This is a genomic window from Paraburkholderia caffeinilytica (assembly GCF_051027425.1).
GTDB classification, from domain to species: Bacteria; Pseudomonadota; Gammaproteobacteria; order Burkholderiales; family Burkholderiaceae; genus Paraburkholderia; species Paraburkholderia caffeinilytica_A.
Genome location: NZ_CP186553.1, coordinates 1,859,097 through 1,875,030, shown reverse-complemented (window position 1 = coordinate 1,875,030; position 15,934 = coordinate 1,859,097). Strand labels below are relative to the sequence as shown.

Sequence of the window (15,934 nt, the reverse complement as noted above, 5' to 3'; positions counted from 1 at the left end):
ACGTGGCGAGCAGATGGTGCTGCGCATGATCCTGCGCGGCGAAGGGATCGCACATTCCGACTGGCATTCACTGCGTGCGCAGGATTTCTCGCACGATCTGCACGGCCAGATCTTCCGGAATGCCGAACGCCTGGCAGAGAGGCGCGTGCAGCACGACCCCGCCGCGGTATTTGCATCGATGCGCAGGGAACGTCACGGATGCGTGCAGGGTGTCGCCGGATATCTGGACTGGCTGGCGGGTGACGATCCCTGCTTCGCAACCGGCCGCCTGAAAGCGCTGCTTGCATTCCGTGACGCGCTTGACGCGCAGCACGAAGCCGGAACGCAGCCCAAAGCGATGCGGGGCAGCAGGTGAATGCGCGTCTACTGGTATCGCTGCAATCACCGACGGCGGGCGTATATCGCAATGACCGTTGCGTGCGCGAACGGCATATCTATCACGGCATCAACCGCACGAACCCGCGTGCCGAAATCGTTGTTGAGCTGATGGTGGCGCAACAGGTGCAGTTGCCCGGCTTCCCTGCGGCGGGGGGCCTATGACCTGGTATTTTTCGCGGGCCATGCTCGAAGCCTTCGCGCGTCAGCGGGAGGAACCATGCGCGATGACGGAACCCTGCGCGAACTCGTGCTGTTCGCCGGTGCCGGTGGCGGAATTCTCGGCGCAAAACTGCGTGGACATCGCATCGTGTACGCCGTCGAACTCGACGCCTACGCCCGATCTGTACTCATCGCACGGCAGAACGACGGGACGCTCGAACCGTTTCCGATATTTGAGGACGTGCGTGAGTTTGACGGACGCGCATGGTGCGGCTGTGTTGACGTGGTATCGGGCGGCTTTCCGTGCCAGGACATCAGCACGGCCGGACGCGGTGCCGGAATCGGTGGCGAACAGTCAGGACTGTGGCGCGAAATGGCGCGCATCGTTCGCGAGGTACGACCGCAGTTCGTGCTCGTGGAAAACAGCCCAATGCTCACTGTTCGCGGACTCGGAACCGTGCTTGGAGATCTGGCCGCGATGGGGCTTGATGCGCGCTGGGGCGTGCTATCCGCTGCCGGTTGCGGCGCCCCGCATATCAGGGAACGAATCTGGATACTGGCGCACTCCGCTTGCCGCTGACGCCAGCGACGGAAGACATAACGGCCGCGGCGATCCCGGGCTGAGTGCTGAAGTCAGGCTGTGGCCCACGCCGGTCGCGAACGATGCGAAAAAGCGTGGCGATTTCTACGCGGCAAATCCACGCAATGGTCTGCCTGCAGCCGTGCGAACGTGGCCGACGCCCATGAAAACCGATGCGGCCGGCGCATCGCCGGGCCGCCTGCGACGCCATACGCCGCAACTGTGCTGCCATGCGGACGGCGGGCCGCTCAATCCGGCGTGGGTGGAATGGCTCATGGGCTGGCCCGTGGGATGGACGGACCTCGCGCCGCCCGGTGCCGCGCATTTCGACGCGTGGGCGCGCCAGCACGGCCCACACGCCGCTGGCGAGCCTGATCCATGGTTCGGCATCGACCCGGCGACGCTGGCCCCCGGCGCGCCCGGATTCGTGCCGCGCATGGCACAAATGAAGGTGCCGCACCGCGCGAAGCGCATCGAGGCACTGGGTAACGGCCAGGTGCCACGCTGTGTGGTGCAGGCGTGGGCGGTGCTGCTCGACGGGCACGCTGCGAACGATGACCGCGCCGACGCGCCGCGCCTTGCGGCAGGTGGCGACCCATGAAACCCGCCCGACAGATCCGGCGCAACACGTGCCCGTCTTTTCCGACGCCAGAGAGGTACGCAATGAAACCGTTAGAACTTCATCCGCTGTGCGCGCTGTTTCCCCGGCTTGCGCAAACCGATTTTGACGTACTACGCGCGGACATAGCGGCGCACGGATTGCGCCAGCCCATCGTGCTGTTCGACGGCATGATCCTGGACGGCGGCAACCGCTACCGCGCCTGCATCGAGGCGGGCCTTGAACCGGCTACGGTGCCGTTTGGCGACGGCGATCCGCTCGCTTTCGTCTTGTCTGAAAACCTGCACCGCCGCCACCTGACGCCGGGCCAGCAGGCCGCCATCGTGGCGAGCGCTCAGGACTGGGCGAAAGCCCAGCTACAAGGCGCAAACAGGCACACGATCAAGAGGTGCAACGTTGCACCTCTTGAAACTGTTGCTGATCGTGCGGCGAAATCCGGCGGATCAATTCGCACTCAGAAAATGGCCGACAAGGTGGCAAAAGCGGACCCGGAACTGGCGAAGAAGGTTGCGCACGGCGAAATCACCCTACCGCAGGCAGCCACCATGGCCGCGCAGAAAGACCGGCCGGAAGTGCATCATCCGCGCCCAGCCAGACGCTCAAAGAACGGGAAAAAGGCCGATGCGATGCGCCGCGAACTGGCGCAACTCAGCGCGTATGGTGTGTCGATGCTCTGCACCTATGCGCGCCTGCTGCGCACGGCAATCCACGCCCAGGCAGACTTTAGCGACGAAGAGCGCGACATGCTCGCGCAACTCGGACGCGACATCAGCAACATCCCGGTCAGGAGGGTTTCAGCATGAAAAAGGACATCACGTACCAGTCCGCGATGCTTGCGCACATGCGGGACTTCGTGACCGTGGCGATTTTCGGGGAGTTGCCGAAAAAGAAAAAGGCCATGACAGACGCCACGGCCCCGAAGGGTGTTTCCGAAGACAATCATACACCCTGGGTGGCGCGTCTGCCATTGCACTGATCGCGAGCGCGTCATGAACCTGAAGCAGCGCGAGATTCGCATCATGCACGCCGACCGGTTGCGCGTGCGGGCGCTGCACGACCTCACCAGGGCGCGTGAAGTGCTCGACCTGATACGCGCGCTCGCCGAAGTGCCGACACGCAATCCGGCCACCGCGCTCCAGTCCATCGCGCGTCTTGCGCGTGTAGCGCTCGCGGGCGCGACGCCGCCTGATCCCTCATTCACCCACGGCGAGGAACACGACAGGAGTTAGCCATGATTGAGATACCCGGTCCACTTGCCGATTTCGTGAGCATCGCGGACAACCGTCTGGTCACGGATACGCTGCGCGTCGCAAGGCACTTTCATAAACGTCACGCGGATGTGCTGCGCACTTACGATAATCGGGAGTGCTCAGCCGAATTCAGCCAACGCAATTTTGCGCCGACCGGATATATCGACATACAGGGCAAGTTGCGTCGCATGGTGCAGATGACGAAAGACGGGTTCATGTTTCTGGTGCTCGGCTTCACGGGCAGCGAAGCGGCACGCATCAAGGAAGCGTTTATTGCTGCGTTCAACGAAATGGCCGCTTTCGTGCGCACCGAACAGCGCGGGCTGCTGCATGACCTGTTCGCACTGCACGAGCGGGAGCGGGCATCGAAAGAACGGGCCTCGACCGGATCACATCTGATGCTGGAACGCAAGGCAACAAAACCAGCGATGGAGGCGGAGCGTTACCGGCTGATGGCGATGATCCAGCCGTCGCTGTTCGACTAGCAGGAGGCTTGCGATGAAAAATCGCGAAAGTGGATTTCCGGTGGGCGGCGCATTGCCGCCGCTGGGTGTCACCCTGGGCGACCAGGTGCGGCGTGAGGCGTTGCGCCGTGGCAGTCCGTGGGCGGTGCACGCTGACGAATGCGCGCGCCGGGCCGAAGCGTGGTACGGGCGACGCCCATGCACGGGCGACGATCTGCGGCTCGTATTCAGTGAAGTCTTTCGCGAGAAGTAACGCCATGCCCGAAAACCTCGCGCGGTATGTCGTGAGCGGCCCGGCGCAGATCTGTTTCAGCGGCGGGCGGACTAGCGCGTACATGCTCCATCAGGTCCTGTGCGCCAACTGCGGATTGCCGCGCGACTGCTTCGTGGTATTCCAGAACACGGGCAAGGAACGCGAAGAAACGCTCGCGTTCGTGGACGAATGTGCACGGCGCTGGAGCGTGCCGGTTGCATGGATCGAGTGGACGGGCTTTATTGAAGGTCGCGCACAGCGCTTCTGCACTTACCAGCTTGTCACGTTTGAAACGGCGGCGCGACATGGCGAACCGTTCGCGGCGATGGCGCGTGCCACCAACATGCTGCCGAATCCTGCGGCCCGGCTCTGCACGATCAATCTGAAGATGCGCGCGAGTAGCGCCTACATGCGCGCACAGGGCTTCGAAGAATGGGACAGCGTGATCGGCATACGCGCCGATGAACCTCGCCGCGTGGCGCGCATGATGGACCCCGCCCGCGACAACTCCAACGGCGTGCCGGTGCTGCCGCTCGTGCGAGCGAACGTCACGAAAGCCGATGTACTCGCATTCTGGCGCGCGCAACCGTTCGACCTCCAGCTCGATCCGATGGGCGACCTGGGCAACTGCGACTGCTGTTTTCTCAAGGCGCATCACAAGATCGTTCGTGCTCTGGTTGCCGAACCGTGGCGCGCTGACTGGTGGATCGGACAGGAAAGCGCGGAACACGGCGCGACGTTCCGCAACGACCGGCCGCCGTATCGTGACCTGAAACGCGAGGCGCTTTTTTACGCGCGCCAGATTCCGCTCGCGCTCGAAGACACGGACGAAGCGCCGCTCGTTGACTGTTTCTGTGGAGACTGAGCCATGCCGACGATATCGGACGAAGCAACGGCGCTCGTTGATCTGCGTTATCAGGCGATGTGTCGTGCCATTGCGGAATGTGCCGCAGTCGATGAGGTGAAGGATATCCACGATAAGGCCATGGCGCTCGAAGTGTATGCACGCCAGGCCAACAATTTCGAGGCGGAACGGACTGCGCAGGAAATCCGCGTGAGGGCGGCAAAGCGCATAGGCGCGTTGCTGAACGAACGTCCGGCCCCGGCGAAAGGCGGTGATCGAAAGAGCGCCGAATATCAACGGTCCAGGGAAGTGACCATTGATTCTGATCCGCACCCTGAAACACTTCGTGCGCTAGGCATCTCGAAAAACCAGTCTTCGCAATGGCAACAACTTGCCGCCGTGCCTGACGAAACCTTCGAAGCCGTGATGGCGGACAAAAGCGAACCTTTAAGCGCGCAGCGTGTGCTGAACGTGCATCGCGCAAACCAGGCCACGAAAGAACCGGTTGAAGTCGAATCAACGAAATCCCTGAAACGGATGCATCCTGATGCGTTATGGCTTTGGGGGCTGCATGAAGTGACTGAACGTATCGTGAAGATCGATATCGATGCAATGCTCGAAGAAATGACGGCACATGAAGGCTACGAATTCATGCGCAGCGATACGATCGAGAATGCAAGGGAGCTTGGTACGATCCTGAGTTCGATTGGGGAGAAATATAATGCGTGAGCCAGATCATGATCTGAAGAAGTCCGAGCACGCGGAAATCATCGCGCTCGTAGACCAAACCTTGAGCGACATGCGCAAGCGCAACGAAACGGTAGTCAGGCAGGATGAGATCGGCGACAAGGTGGCTGACCTGCTCGATCCGATGCACCGCGCGCCACACCTTGCGGCCTTTGCGTCGCGCATGATGTGCCGGGAGTATGCGCGTGCCCGCCTGCGCAACTTCAATCGTGAAATGCGCGCCAATCAGCAAGGTGCATTCGAACTTGAACCCTATTGTCCGACCGGAAACGGGGATGAGTATGTACTTCGTCTGGAAATGACGCTCGAAGAGCGCGCGGCGTTTTCGCAGGCGCTCGGCAATGAGATAGAAACCAAGGCGGAGCACAGGAAAGCGTTTGATGCAGAGACGCGCAAGCTCATTGGCGAGAACTACTTTGATGAGCGTGGCCGCCCGAAAAACTCGCGGCGCAATTTCGATAATGCGGCGTGATGAAGCCTGGCGTGGAGCGGCCGCACCTATCGCCACGGCTTCGAGACGAGCATACACCCGACGCCCGCCTATGTCGAAGCGCACCGCGCCGCGCTCGAATGGATACGCGAACATGCAAAGGAGTCGCCATCATGATCGACCCTGTTGCATTACCCGATCCGCTGCTCGTGGTACATGAAGGCGAACCACGTGCGGATTCGTGCATCGTCGCGAAGATACTCGGCAAGCTGCACGCCGATGTCTTACGGATGATTCGTGACCTGCTGAAAACGCGGCCGGAACCAGAACGCAGTTTTGCGTTCCTGATCGATGTCATGGGAGTCCACAATGGCTGAACCTGCATCGATGGTGGCCCGGGCGAGCGCAGGGGTGCTGGCAGGTGCAGGGCTGGCGATCAGCCTGCCGCTGCACCCGGATTTTACGGTGATGAGCGGCGTGCTGTGTGGCGCACTCGTGTTCGTGATGCGCAGCCGCGAGCCTTCGCGCTTCCGGCGCCTGCTTTACTTCGCGGTCTCGCTGGTGGGCGGCTACGCGCTCACGCCTGAACTGCACACCCGTCTTGCATGGCTGCCAGAATGGGCCGCCGCGTTTGTCTCGGCGGCGGGCGTCGTGACCGCCGCAGTCGTGCTGCTCGACTGGTCGGAAAACTCAGTGCCCGCGCTGCTCACCCAGCTCGTGCAGCGCTTCATTGGAGGAGACCGGTCATGATGGCCTCGCTGGTTCATACCTTCGGCGCGAAGGGCGTTGCCGATTTCTGGCTGCTGATGCTCAACGGGCTGCTCGCCACCACGATCTTTGCGGTGCTGCTGCTCGCCCATCCGCGTGGGCACGTGGTCGCCACCTTCCGCGCGCGGCTCGCGCGCTTTGCGCTCGTGTGCGCCTACGGCGTGCTCGCGCTGCGCGTGTGGGCCGGCTGGTACAACACGCCGGTTGAACCCACGCATGTGGTGGTCAATCTGATCGTGCTGTGGATCGTGTGGACCGCGCGTGGCGACGTGTCGGAGATCGTCGCCTCGCTGAAAAACCTGCGCACGGATCACTCGTCTGATCCGCCCACCGCCTGAAACCAGAGGCTCCCGTGGTCTCTCCCATCGGCACAGCGACGGCTGGGCTGTTCTGAAGGGTAACGGGGTGGCCGGGCAATTTACCTCCGTCCCCACGACGACCCGCAGGTTTTCCATCAAGGTCTTGTATGCCTGCGGGTTACCCGGCCGTAAAGGGCAGGAAAAGATGCGAATACCGAAAAAAAGGACTCGCGCCGGTCAGGGTGCGAGTCCCAAGAGGGATCCTAGCTATGAAGCACGGGCGCGACCCAAAGGAGAGAGGCTTGCGCGCCCGGAACTGATTATGACCAGCTCCCGTGAGCGGCGATATGGGAAATATCCTGGCCCAAGCTTCTGCGCGGTATGGCACGTCAGTATCGGGGAAAATGACCTGATTTGCCTCGTGCAGAGCACCCGCACGCCACGGCATGCGGGCAGTACCGCTCAATAACCTTGCGCTTGCCAGGTCCCTAGTGCATGACCTTCGCTCTCCTGAATCATTGATTTCGCGCAAGACATGATGCGATTTCGCACCGCGCGCATCACTGTCGAACCCTCGTGCGATGAGAAAATAGCTGGCACCAGTTGCATACGCTATTCCCCGCCTGAAGCCCGTTCAACATCATTCACATGTCCGACATCCAGCCCGATCCGACCCGCTCTCCAGCCGATGCAACACCGTGTGTTCCCGTTGCGCCGCCAGCTAACGCCAGGCCAGGCTTCTGGCTACTCATGCTCTCAGGGTTCGCGTTACTGGGCGCCGTGCTTGTTCTGGCGCTGATGGTACTTGTGGTGTCCAGTAGCTATGGGTACATAGCCACTGCGACGATCAACACGTTGAGCCTGGCATCCGGCGGGCTCGCAGGTACAGGCGTTACCGTGCTCGCGCTATATGCGTGGATCTACCGGCCATGGAGATTGCCGGATCGCGGCGGACCTGCTTTCTGGCTCCAGGTCGGGTTCGTGGTGTTGGCCCTGTACGTCGCCCTGTACGAGTTGATCGCGCTTGGCTTCTTCAATTTTCACTAAAAGAACTGCACGCGCGACTCGCGTCGTGACTGGCGTGTGCCGTTCGCCTTACCTGCCCGACGCCTGAACCTGAGAGAAAAGGATAACGAAAGATGGGACTCAGCCCGACCGGACCCGAACGTCTGAAATATACGGATATGTTCGACGCGATCCACCGGGGCATCATGCAGCACGAGCGCCTGCTGATGCTGGACACGCCGCTCGGCAGCAATGCGTTGATCCCACTACGGGCACGCGGATCAGCCAGAATCGGGCGCGACTATTCCTGGACCATCGATGTCGCGTCGTTGCGTGACGACACCACGCTGCTGTCGCTGATGCACCAGCCTGTCACGCTCTGGATCCAGCAACCGGGCACGCCGGATGCCGGTCCGGCCTACCGCCCGGTCCACGGTTTCGTGCATCAGGTCGGCTATCTCGGCGGGGATGGTGGGCTGTCTACGTACCAGATCGGATTCTCGTCCGCCCTGGTCTTTCTCGGCAACACGCACAACGAGGAAGGATGGCTCGAACAGGATGCGCGCGAAATAGTCACCGACGTGTTCAACCGGTATCCGCAACTGCAGGGAACATTCCGTTTCGACCTGTCACGCGAACCGGCCAGACGGTCGTGGTGCCGTCAGAGCGAATCGGACCTCCATTTTGTTCACCGCCTGCTCGAAGATGAAGGCTGGTATTTCTACTGGGTTCACGAGACAGCCAGCGGTGACGAAACGCCGAAAACAACGCTGGTAATTCTGGACCGGGTGTCGTCCTTGCCGCAGGCGCAGCCTGCCGGGTTCTATCGCGGCAACAGCGACCATGAGGTCGATGGATTCACGCAGTGGGCGGCCATGCAGACGATGCAGAGTCTGCGGTACATGTCGCACGCATTCGACTACAAGCGCCCTGCGTCCAGCTTCGAAGCCAGCAGTCTCCTCCAGTCTGTCACGTATGAGGTGCAGGAGCGGCGACCGGGGGACGAGCGCAGTATCCCAAGTGCGCCGATGACGGTGTACGAATCGACGGCTTATGGCTATCCCGACCCGGATAGCGGTGACGCACGTGCGCGTCGTCGCGTCCAGGTGTGGGAAGCGCAGGCCCGGCGGTATTTTGGAGTGGGCGGCCTGCGCTGGCTCGATGCAGGTTCGCGCTTCATCCTGAACAACCATCCACGGCATCAGGACAGCGATGCAACAAAACGGGAATTTCTCGTAGTCGAAACGCGCTGGTTCATCGAGAACAACGTACCGGTTGGCAGGCAGACGGCCGAATTTCCGCTCAGTCTGCGCGCGACGCTGGCGCAACAGCAGGCCGTGCGTGGCGCGCGCTTCAGGACACCGGGCCAGGCAGCAGACGGGACGGCGGGTTTTTACGTCATCGAGGTCGAAGCCCAGGACGCCCGCGTCGATTACCGCAGTCCATTCGATCACGTGAAGCCGGTGATGTCGAATGAACACGCGCTTGTCGTGACCCAGAAGGGCTTCGAGGCGTGGTCGAACGAGCGCAATCAGGTCCGGGTGCATTTCGCATGGGACCATAAAAATCCCCCCGGCGCGTTCAATTCGTCGCCGCTGCTGTCGGCGATCCAGTCCGATACCGGCAACGGTTATGGATCGGTTCACGTCCCAAGGGCGGGCGAATGGGTCGTCATCGGTTACTGGAATAACGACTGCGACAGACCATTCATCCTGGGGCGTGTCAATGGCGGCACAACCCCGTCCCCATGGCATACGAACGTCCTGCTGTCGGGGTTCCGGTCTCGCGGCTTCGGCAGTACCGGCGCATACAACGCCTTCGTGCATGACGACGCAACGCATCAGGGCGGCACGCGCATCGTCAGCTACACCGGGAAAAGCTACGCATCGTTCGCACAGGGTTATCTGATCCGGCAGGACGGCAACAGGCGCGGCCGGTATCTGGGTGCAGGTTTCACACTGCACGCCGACGAGTTCGGCGCGGTGCGTGCCAGCAAGGGGCTGTCGATCAGCACGCACCCTAAAGCCCACGATGACGAGCAGATGGGCGTAGACGAGGCGCACTCGCAGTTGCAGCAGGCAGGGATGCTGGTCGAGTCGCTGTCGAGTGCGAGCACGACGGCGCAGGCCGGATCGCTGCGGGCAGGACAGAACGCGCTCAAGGGCCTGTCCACGGAGATCCTGCACCCGGTATCGGGGGCAAGCGCAGGCGGTGTGACGGCGGGCGGCGGCACGGGTAATGCCAATGGATTTGCCCAGCCGAACATTCTTGTCTCGACACCCAGAGACGTCGCAATGGTTGCGGATCGCTCGGCACATATCGTTGCGGATGGTGAGGCCAATATCGTCAGCAACGGCAACACGCATGTTGCGACCGGCAAGTCGCTGATCGCGGCGGCAGCGGAAAAAATCAGTCTGTTCGCGCAGAAGCTCGGCATATTAATCCGCACGGCAAAAGGGCCAATCGATATAACGGCACTCACCGGCAACGTAAACTTCAACGCGGCAAAAGACGCTACCACGAAGGCCAAACGAATCATCCTCGATGCCGACGAAATCTGGATCAGGGCGGGCGGTTCCTACACCCGATGGTCGGCGGCCGGAATCGAGGACGGCACGCAAGGCCCGCGCACCGTCAGGGCGGCATCGTTCAGCCGCCAGGGGCCGGGTTCGGTTGCCCAGCACATGAACAGCCTGCCGAAGGCGATATTCAATGATCCCTACACGTTGCACGACCAGATCACGGGCGAGCCGTTGAAGAATCACCCCTACGAACTGGTGCGAGGCGATGGAACGCGTTTGACCGGGACGACTAACGAGTCGGGACATGTGACCGAACAGAAGAGCGATGACGTTGAATCGCTGATGCTGCATGCGCTGCGGCGAACGCCGGACGCTGGTAGTGCTGCGGAATAACTTCGTCTGACAGATACAAACTTATTTTGCGAATGCTATGGGCACTAATCCGACAGGTAATCCAAACGTAGTTTCGCCGTTCAATAACGACTTCGATCAGGACGTGGTGCAGGTCATGGGGCGCACTGCACCAGACGGTTCGTCTTTCGGAAGTTTCACCCTGACGCCAGCCAGCGACACACGAAGAAAGGAACTTTTGTGCGACGTGCGGCCGATCATTCCGGTGATTTTTATTCCCGGCGTAATGGGTACGCTATTGGTCAACGAGAAAACCGGGGATGAGATGTTTTTCCCGCCGAATGCGGCTCCCGGTGATTCAAAGGCTGCAGCGGGAGCCTGGTTATATGGTGCCTACCACAAGAATGCGGCCGAGCGTCAGACGAAATTCAATCCGCTGGAAGCGAAAGTCACTACACTCGGCCCCATCAATGCCGGTGACGGAAAGACAATCAGTGAAGATGAAGCGCGGCGAAGGGGCTGGGGGTCCGTACATCGATGGAGCTACCACCCGTTCCTTTTATGGCTTGAGCAGACGCTTAACTCACCAAAGTTTTTCGGAAAGCTACAGGGGCCGTGGATCAATCCTGATCCAACCGGTGAGACGTGGGCGCTTCACCCGGTCCTCGGGACCGATCCGAAACAATATGGCGGCTTTGGCAAGGGGGCGCCGATTGCTCCGGATTCAGCGGAGTTCAATCATTTTCTCAAATTTCGTTATCGGGTATATGCGATTGGATACAACTGGCTTCAATCAAACGCTGATTCGGCCAGGCAGGTGATAGAAAGTACCGATTATTTCAATCCGAAATCCAGGAAAAAAACTCACCTGATGGGAATCAGGGAGATCATCGCCGAGAATCATAGTGGCAAGGCCATCGTCGTCACGCACTCGATGGGCGGCCTGGTGGCTCGCATGGCCATCGCGATGCACGGCGCGGAGGATCTGATCCACGGGGTGTTTCATGGCGTACAACCTGCGACCGGCGCGCCGCTGGCCGCGAAGCGATTCCGCGCAGGGGCCGGGAGCGAGGGCCCTACCACGTTCCTGATCGGGGACGGCTATAAAAATGGCGCACTGATGGGCCGCGATGAAAACGAGTTCGTCGCGGTGACGGCGAACGCGCCCGGGCCACTCGAACTGTTGCCGATGCCGGATTACAACGACGGTAAGCCGTGGTGGATCTTTGCTCGCATCAACGGCGAGCCGGTCATGCGGTTGCCGAAGAATGGCAATGCGTACGCAGAGATTTATACGAACCCAAAATGGTACGGCCTTGTTCCCGACGCATCGATGCTTGATCCCGCTGGAATCGTAAAAAAGAGACTGGATGAGATTGGAAGAAATAAAACCGTTCCAGAAAACTTCCGCGATGTTTTGAAAGACGTTGTTGGAAAGCAGAACAATATAATAAATGCTTACCATAAAAACACCTATGCCGCTTACTGCGGCGGTGTCCTCGATCCGAAAATGCAGGGCGGCGCATCGGCAAAAACTGACAGCAAGCCTACCATCGAGAAAGGTGAGCCGCTGGATAAGCTGCTGACGTGGGGCACGGTCGTATGGACCGGAAATCTGCCGGCAGGCGTGACGGAAGAAGAACTGCTTGCAGCCAGACCGCTGTATGACTCGCACAAGGGAGAGTTGCGGGTGTATCTGGAATCGCGCAAGCTGACCGTCGATTTTGAGGTTCAGAAATCGGCTTCCCTGCCAGGTGGCCCGGGCGGGACGCTCAGGACACTGGAAGGAAGCCGGAATGGCATCATTCCCGGCGACGGCACCGTACCCGTGTGGTCGGCACGCGCGCAGGCGCGCGGGCTCAAACCGGGCGCGGATGGTGGTCCTGCGCAGGGCGTGCAGATGGCATTCGAACAGGGCGGATACCCGCACCAGTTCAGCTATGAGCATCCGTGGACGCGCTGGGCGTTGCTTTACAGTATCGTGAACATTGCGCAGGACGCACCGGAACCCAAATGCTGAAACGTATTGCCAAAACTCTGCTGCTCGTGGCAGGCCTCGATGCCTGCTCAGCAGCTTTTTCCGGGGAACCGACCATGACTAGTCCTTTGCTGTCCAAAACGCGGCCGTGGTGCATTGGTCGCTTTGTATTTGACCGTCCTGCCGCGAGCGAAATCTCGAACCAGCGGTATGAGTTTCGAGGGGAGAAGCTCGAAACCCAGTACAACGTCCCGGTTGCGACCTATCAAGCTAAGGTCGAAGCTCGGGAGAAGGAATTACGCACCAGGAAACGCATAGATCCGGGAAATAGAAATAGGGAAACGAGCCATTTCTGGCTTGAAAAAGCACTTTCTCCCATCAAAGACTCGCGAGTCTTCGTTTATCAGGATTCCGCAACGGAAGGAGTTTCGCTTCCATTTGACTCAGAGGGCTTCATTTACGAAAACGGTATGGTATTCCATACGGTTGGCGGATTTGGATCAACAGGATTAAACAAGGTCGATGATTTTTACAATAACCTTTACCATCGAATAAAAGCGCGCGACAACTGGTCGGTGCCGGTGGAGTCAGGATTCTGCTTCGACGGCGGGATCGTGACGGGTTCGTCGACCTACCCGGAGGAAGTAAGCCAGTCATTTGCTCTGATGCCGGAACATCGCCCTGCACTGCTGTTGATCCAGATGCGCGATTCGGTCAGTCAGGATCGCGATCCTGCGGCATCCCTTCTTAAGACCCTGCCTGATTTGCGAGCGAAACTGGATGCAATCGATGCGCCCTACCGTATTTTGCGCCAGGGTCATCGCAAGATCGCGGGCATGGATGCCGAAGAGGTGCTGTTCGAAGTTAGAGACGGGGGCGTTACCGAATACCGCTTCTCTCTACTTGCGCCGGGTGACCCGAGCACGCTGGCAAAGCCGCATACGTCGATTCAGATGATCCTTGGGGACGTCAGTGGCCGTGATATGCCGGCTGAAGAGCGAACCGCTCCAGTCGATGAGGCAGGGGCGTTGCAGGCTTGGGATACGTTTCTGAACAGTTTGCGGCTGCGGCCGGGCGCGGTGTAAAGGGAGGTGGCATGCGACGCTACGACATTGTAAAGGGCGACACGACAACGGCAGGCGGCATCGTGAAAGGCGGCGACGGTGCCGATCCGATCGGTGAGCGCGGACAGGCCTACGAGCACGATCCGGTGTGGTGTCCTGCGTGCGGGACAACTGGCAGGATTGTGTGTGCAGGTCCCCGGATTTCCGGCACGGGACCGGATGGCCGGGAGGTCGCGCTGAGTGATGATCTGTGTGAATGTCAATGTTCGCCAGCACCGACACTCGTGGCGTCACAGTCGGTGTCGTATATCGAGATATGAACCGGACGTGGTGGCGGGCAGGTCGGGATTGCCTGCTGGCCCGTCAGCGCCCATCGCATCATCCGATCCGGCTGCCAGTCCTTCGTTAGAATCGGTGGCCTGGGTCGATCCGTACCGGCCCGATTTATCAGAAATTGACTTTCGCCAGATTCTGGCTAATATGGGCCTCTATCGGGATGCTCGAAATCTGTCCCGAACCAGAACCCGCGCGAGCGGGTTTTTTCATGTCCGGCCCCGGTTGTTCCGTTCCCGTGCGCTGCCTCTATTCCAGTCCCGCCGCCGCCCTGCGCGACGCGTTACGCCATGCCGTCGAACGCGGCGGCCTGTCTTCGCTGGCCGTGTTGCATCAGGGCGTGCCGTCCGCTTCCACGCTGACCGGTACGGATGCGACCGTGCAGGCCGCGCGCATCCGTCGCCAGCTCGAACGGCTCGCGCCGCTGCCGCGCGCGCTGCTTGTACTGGCCTATGCGCCGCATGCGCTCAAATGTTCGTGCGGCTCGCGCTGCTGTTCGGGCAGTTATCCCAATCCCGAATGGGCCGGTGCCATGCGCGTTACGCTCGCGCACGTTGCGCCGCTACTCGCCGGGCACGGTCCCAATGACCGGTTGCGCGCGGCGATCGTGGCCAACGCCCTGACGCGCACGAAAGAGACAACGGTGAGCCTCGCGCAGCGCTGCGGCGTGGACCGCCATACGGTCGCCGCTCACACCGGCATCATCGAGGCGGAACTGGTCGGCAACCGGCATGTACCGGGCCGGTTCGATACCGCGAGCGGGCGCATAGACACCCTGTTACGCGAGGCGGGCATCGTCGCAGACGGGAACGACGACGCGCGTCCGGTCAGTCAGAAGGCGCAACAGGCGGCGTAAGCGGACATTGCCCACGTTGCCGCTGGACACACCACGGGCGCACAACCGGTACGGCCTCAAGCGGACACCCTGCGGGCACGGCAAGCCGCGCAAGCGTGACCGGCAGACGCATCGGGCACCCGGCAGGGTTGGCCGCGATCGCCAGCGATCCGTTACCAGGCATCGGGCATGCGTAGTATCAGTGCGGTCTCTGTGTTGTCTGGCATGGTCCGTAGTCTCGTTGGGAAACAGGCGCTCAGGCCTGAACCGCTGTAAAAAACAGCGGCGTGTCCGAATCTACACGACAGAATTCCTGCGGGCCGTATCGCAGCGTCAAATATTGTCAATATCCAGTCACTTCATGCGCATCGCGTTGATTGGGACATGGCAGGGCTTTCAGTACGCGCAACCACGCGCGAAATTACCGCAGGCGCGAGCCCGAACCCGAACCCGAAAGACGACATCCGCGCGATCGTGCGCGCACTCAACAGGACCGCTGCGCAGGCGCGCACGGGTGGTGCCCGCATGGTGCGCGCATCCGGCTACAACCTGAAGGCGAGCGCCATCAAACGCTCCTTTACGATCGAACGCGCGACACCCTCACGGCTCGCGGTGACGCTCAGGGCAACCGGGCGACCCGTCGCGCTGATCAACTACGGTGCGACGCAGACGAAGAACGGCGTAACGGTGCGTGTGAAGAACGGCCGCAAAACGCTACGCCATGCGTTCATCGCCACGATGCCGAACGGACACAGAGGCGTATTCGAGCGCACCGGCAGGGGACACCGGAAAGTGACGAAAGACGGCCGCACGTACATGTCCGGTCTGCCGATCCGTGAACTGTACGGCCCGTCGATACCGGATGCGCTGCTGAACGACACCGTACAGAAGGCGCTCGCGAATCTCATTGCCGGAAAGTATCCGGCGATTCTGGCGCACGAAATCGCGTGGCTTGCGGGCAGGTGACGCGGCCCGCTGGCCCCTCCCGCCACGCGCGGGAAGGCTCGCCCCGGCCCTTGGCGCAAAAGGTACTTCCGCGCAGGAAACGGGCATGC

The 15,934-nt window shown here is 61.0% G+C and carries 22 protein-coding genes; all 22 read left to right on the top strand.

The features are described from left to right. Positions 1-13: 13 nt before the first annotated feature. The 22 genes from ACOSV0_RS28890 (at position 14) to ACOSV0_RS28785 (ending at position 15,845) form a co-directional block, all read left to right on the top strand. The gene (locus tag ACOSV0_RS28890) at positions 14-355 is read left to right on the top strand and encodes a DnaB-like helicase N-terminal domain-containing protein (RefSeq protein ID WP_434110440.1); all 342 of its coding nucleotides are present in this window, start codon (positions 14-16) and stop codon (positions 353-355) included. Beyond that, positions 352-540: a hypothetical protein gene (locus tag ACOSV0_RS28885; RefSeq protein ID WP_434107670.1), complete on the top strand. Its 189-nt coding sequence runs from the start codon at positions 352-354 to the stop codon at positions 538-540. Before ACOSV0_RS28890 ends, ACOSV0_RS28885 begins: the two co-directional genes overlap by 4 nt. A 55-nt stretch (positions 541-595) precedes the next feature. Continuing rightward, positions 596-1,117, top strand: coding sequence for a DNA cytosine methyltransferase (locus ACOSV0_RS28880; RefSeq protein WP_434110438.1), 522 nt, complete (start codon positions 596-598; stop codon positions 1,115-1,117). 163 nt (positions 1,118-1,280) lie between these two features. Then, on the top strand, positions 1,281-1,718 hold the full coding sequence (locus tag ACOSV0_RS28875; RefSeq protein WP_434110437.1) for a hypothetical protein: 438 nt from the start codon (positions 1,281-1,283) through the stop codon (positions 1,716-1,718). Next, a complete protein-coding gene (locus ACOSV0_RS28870) occupies positions 1,715-2,539 on the top strand; it encodes a ParB/RepB/Spo0J family partition protein (protein WP_434110435.1) in 825 nt (274 codons plus the stop codon). The genes ACOSV0_RS28875 and ACOSV0_RS28870 overlap by 4 nt, the downstream gene beginning before the upstream one ends. Further along, the gene (locus tag ACOSV0_RS28865; protein ID WP_434110434.1) at positions 2,536-2,712 is read left to right on the top strand and encodes a hypothetical protein; all 177 of its coding nucleotides are present in this window, start codon (positions 2,536-2,538) and stop codon (positions 2,710-2,712) included. The genes ACOSV0_RS28870 and ACOSV0_RS28865 overlap by 4 nt, the downstream gene beginning before the upstream one ends. 13 nt (positions 2,713-2,725) lie before the next feature. Beyond that, on the top strand, positions 2,726-2,965 hold the full coding sequence (locus ACOSV0_RS28860) for a hypothetical protein (protein ID WP_434110433.1): 240 nt from the start codon (positions 2,726-2,728) through the stop codon (positions 2,963-2,965). A gap of 2 nt (positions 2,966-2,967) precedes the next feature. Continuing rightward, entirely contained in the window at positions 2,968-3,471 is a 504-nt protein-coding gene (locus ACOSV0_RS28855) for a Rha family transcriptional regulator (protein WP_434110431.1), read from the top strand. A gap of 13 nt (positions 3,472-3,484) precedes the next feature. Beyond that, a complete protein-coding gene (locus ACOSV0_RS28850) occupies positions 3,485-3,703 on the top strand; it encodes a hypothetical protein (RefSeq protein ID WP_434110429.1) in 219 nt (72 codons plus the stop codon). A 4-nt stretch (positions 3,704-3,707) separates the two neighbouring features. After that, the gene (locus ACOSV0_RS28845) at positions 3,708-4,568 is read left to right on the top strand and encodes a phosphoadenosine phosphosulfate reductase family protein (RefSeq protein ID WP_434110427.1); all 861 of its coding nucleotides are present in this window, start codon (positions 3,708-3,710) and stop codon (positions 4,566-4,568) included. 3 nt (positions 4,569-4,571) lie between these two features. Next, a complete protein-coding gene (locus ACOSV0_RS28840) occupies positions 4,572-5,276 on the top strand; it encodes a hypothetical protein (protein ID WP_434110425.1) in 705 nt (234 codons plus the stop codon). Next, positions 5,269-5,766, top strand: a complete 498-nt coding sequence (locus tag ACOSV0_RS28835; protein ID WP_434110423.1) for a hypothetical protein — start codon at positions 5,269-5,271, stop codon at positions 5,764-5,766. The genes ACOSV0_RS28840 and ACOSV0_RS28835 overlap by 8 nt, the downstream gene beginning before the upstream one ends. Before the next feature lie 131 nt (positions 5,767-5,897). Then, positions 5,898-6,101: a hypothetical protein gene (locus ACOSV0_RS28830; protein ID WP_434110421.1), complete on the top strand. Its 204-nt coding sequence runs from the start codon at positions 5,898-5,900 to the stop codon at positions 6,099-6,101. Next, positions 6,094-6,474 (top strand): putative holin, encoded by a 381-nt coding sequence (locus ACOSV0_RS28825; protein WP_434110419.1) that lies wholly within the window; start codon positions 6,094-6,096, stop codon positions 6,472-6,474. Before ACOSV0_RS28830 ends, ACOSV0_RS28825 begins: the two co-directional genes overlap by 8 nt. Continuing rightward, the gene (locus ACOSV0_RS28820) at positions 6,471-6,830 is read left to right on the top strand and encodes a hypothetical protein (RefSeq protein WP_434110417.1); all 360 of its coding nucleotides are present in this window, start codon (positions 6,471-6,473) and stop codon (positions 6,828-6,830) included. Before ACOSV0_RS28825 ends, ACOSV0_RS28820 begins: the two co-directional genes overlap by 4 nt. Positions 6,831-7,541: 711 nt before the next feature. Further along, entirely contained in the window at positions 7,542-7,838 is a 297-nt protein-coding gene (locus ACOSV0_RS28815; protein ID WP_434107658.1) for a hypothetical protein, read from the top strand. Between the two features lie 92 nt (positions 7,839-7,930). Then, positions 7,931-10,711 carry a type VI secretion system Vgr family protein gene (locus tag ACOSV0_RS28810; protein WP_434110415.1) on the top strand — a complete coding sequence of 927 codons (2,781 nt, stop codon included), beginning with the start codon at positions 7,931-7,933 and terminating at the stop codon, positions 10,709-10,711. A gap of 37 nt (positions 10,712-10,748) precedes the next feature. Next, on the top strand, positions 10,749-12,689 hold the full coding sequence (locus ACOSV0_RS28805; RefSeq protein ID WP_434110413.1) for an esterase/lipase family protein: 1,941 nt from the start codon (positions 10,749-10,751) through the stop codon (positions 12,687-12,689). Beyond that, complete coding sequence (locus tag ACOSV0_RS28800; protein WP_434110411.1) at positions 12,683-13,732, top strand: T6SS immunity protein Tli4 family protein; 1,050 nt, start codon at positions 12,683-12,685, stop codon at positions 13,730-13,732. Before ACOSV0_RS28805 ends, ACOSV0_RS28800 begins: the two co-directional genes overlap by 7 nt. An 11-nt stretch (positions 13,733-13,743) precedes the next feature. Continuing rightward, positions 13,744-14,031, top strand: coding sequence for a PAAR domain-containing protein (locus ACOSV0_RS28795; protein WP_434110409.1), 288 nt, complete (start codon positions 13,744-13,746; stop codon positions 14,029-14,031). Between the two features lie 224 nt (positions 14,032-14,255). Beyond that, complete coding sequence (locus tag ACOSV0_RS28790; protein WP_434110407.1) at positions 14,256-14,900, top strand: hypothetical protein; 645 nt, start codon at positions 14,256-14,258, stop codon at positions 14,898-14,900. Positions 14,901-15,263: 363 nt separating this feature from the next. After that, positions 15,264-15,845: a phage tail protein gene (locus tag ACOSV0_RS28785; protein WP_434110406.1), complete on the top strand. Its 582-nt coding sequence runs from the start codon at positions 15,264-15,266 to the stop codon at positions 15,843-15,845. Positions 15,846-15,934 lie beyond the last annotated feature (89 nt).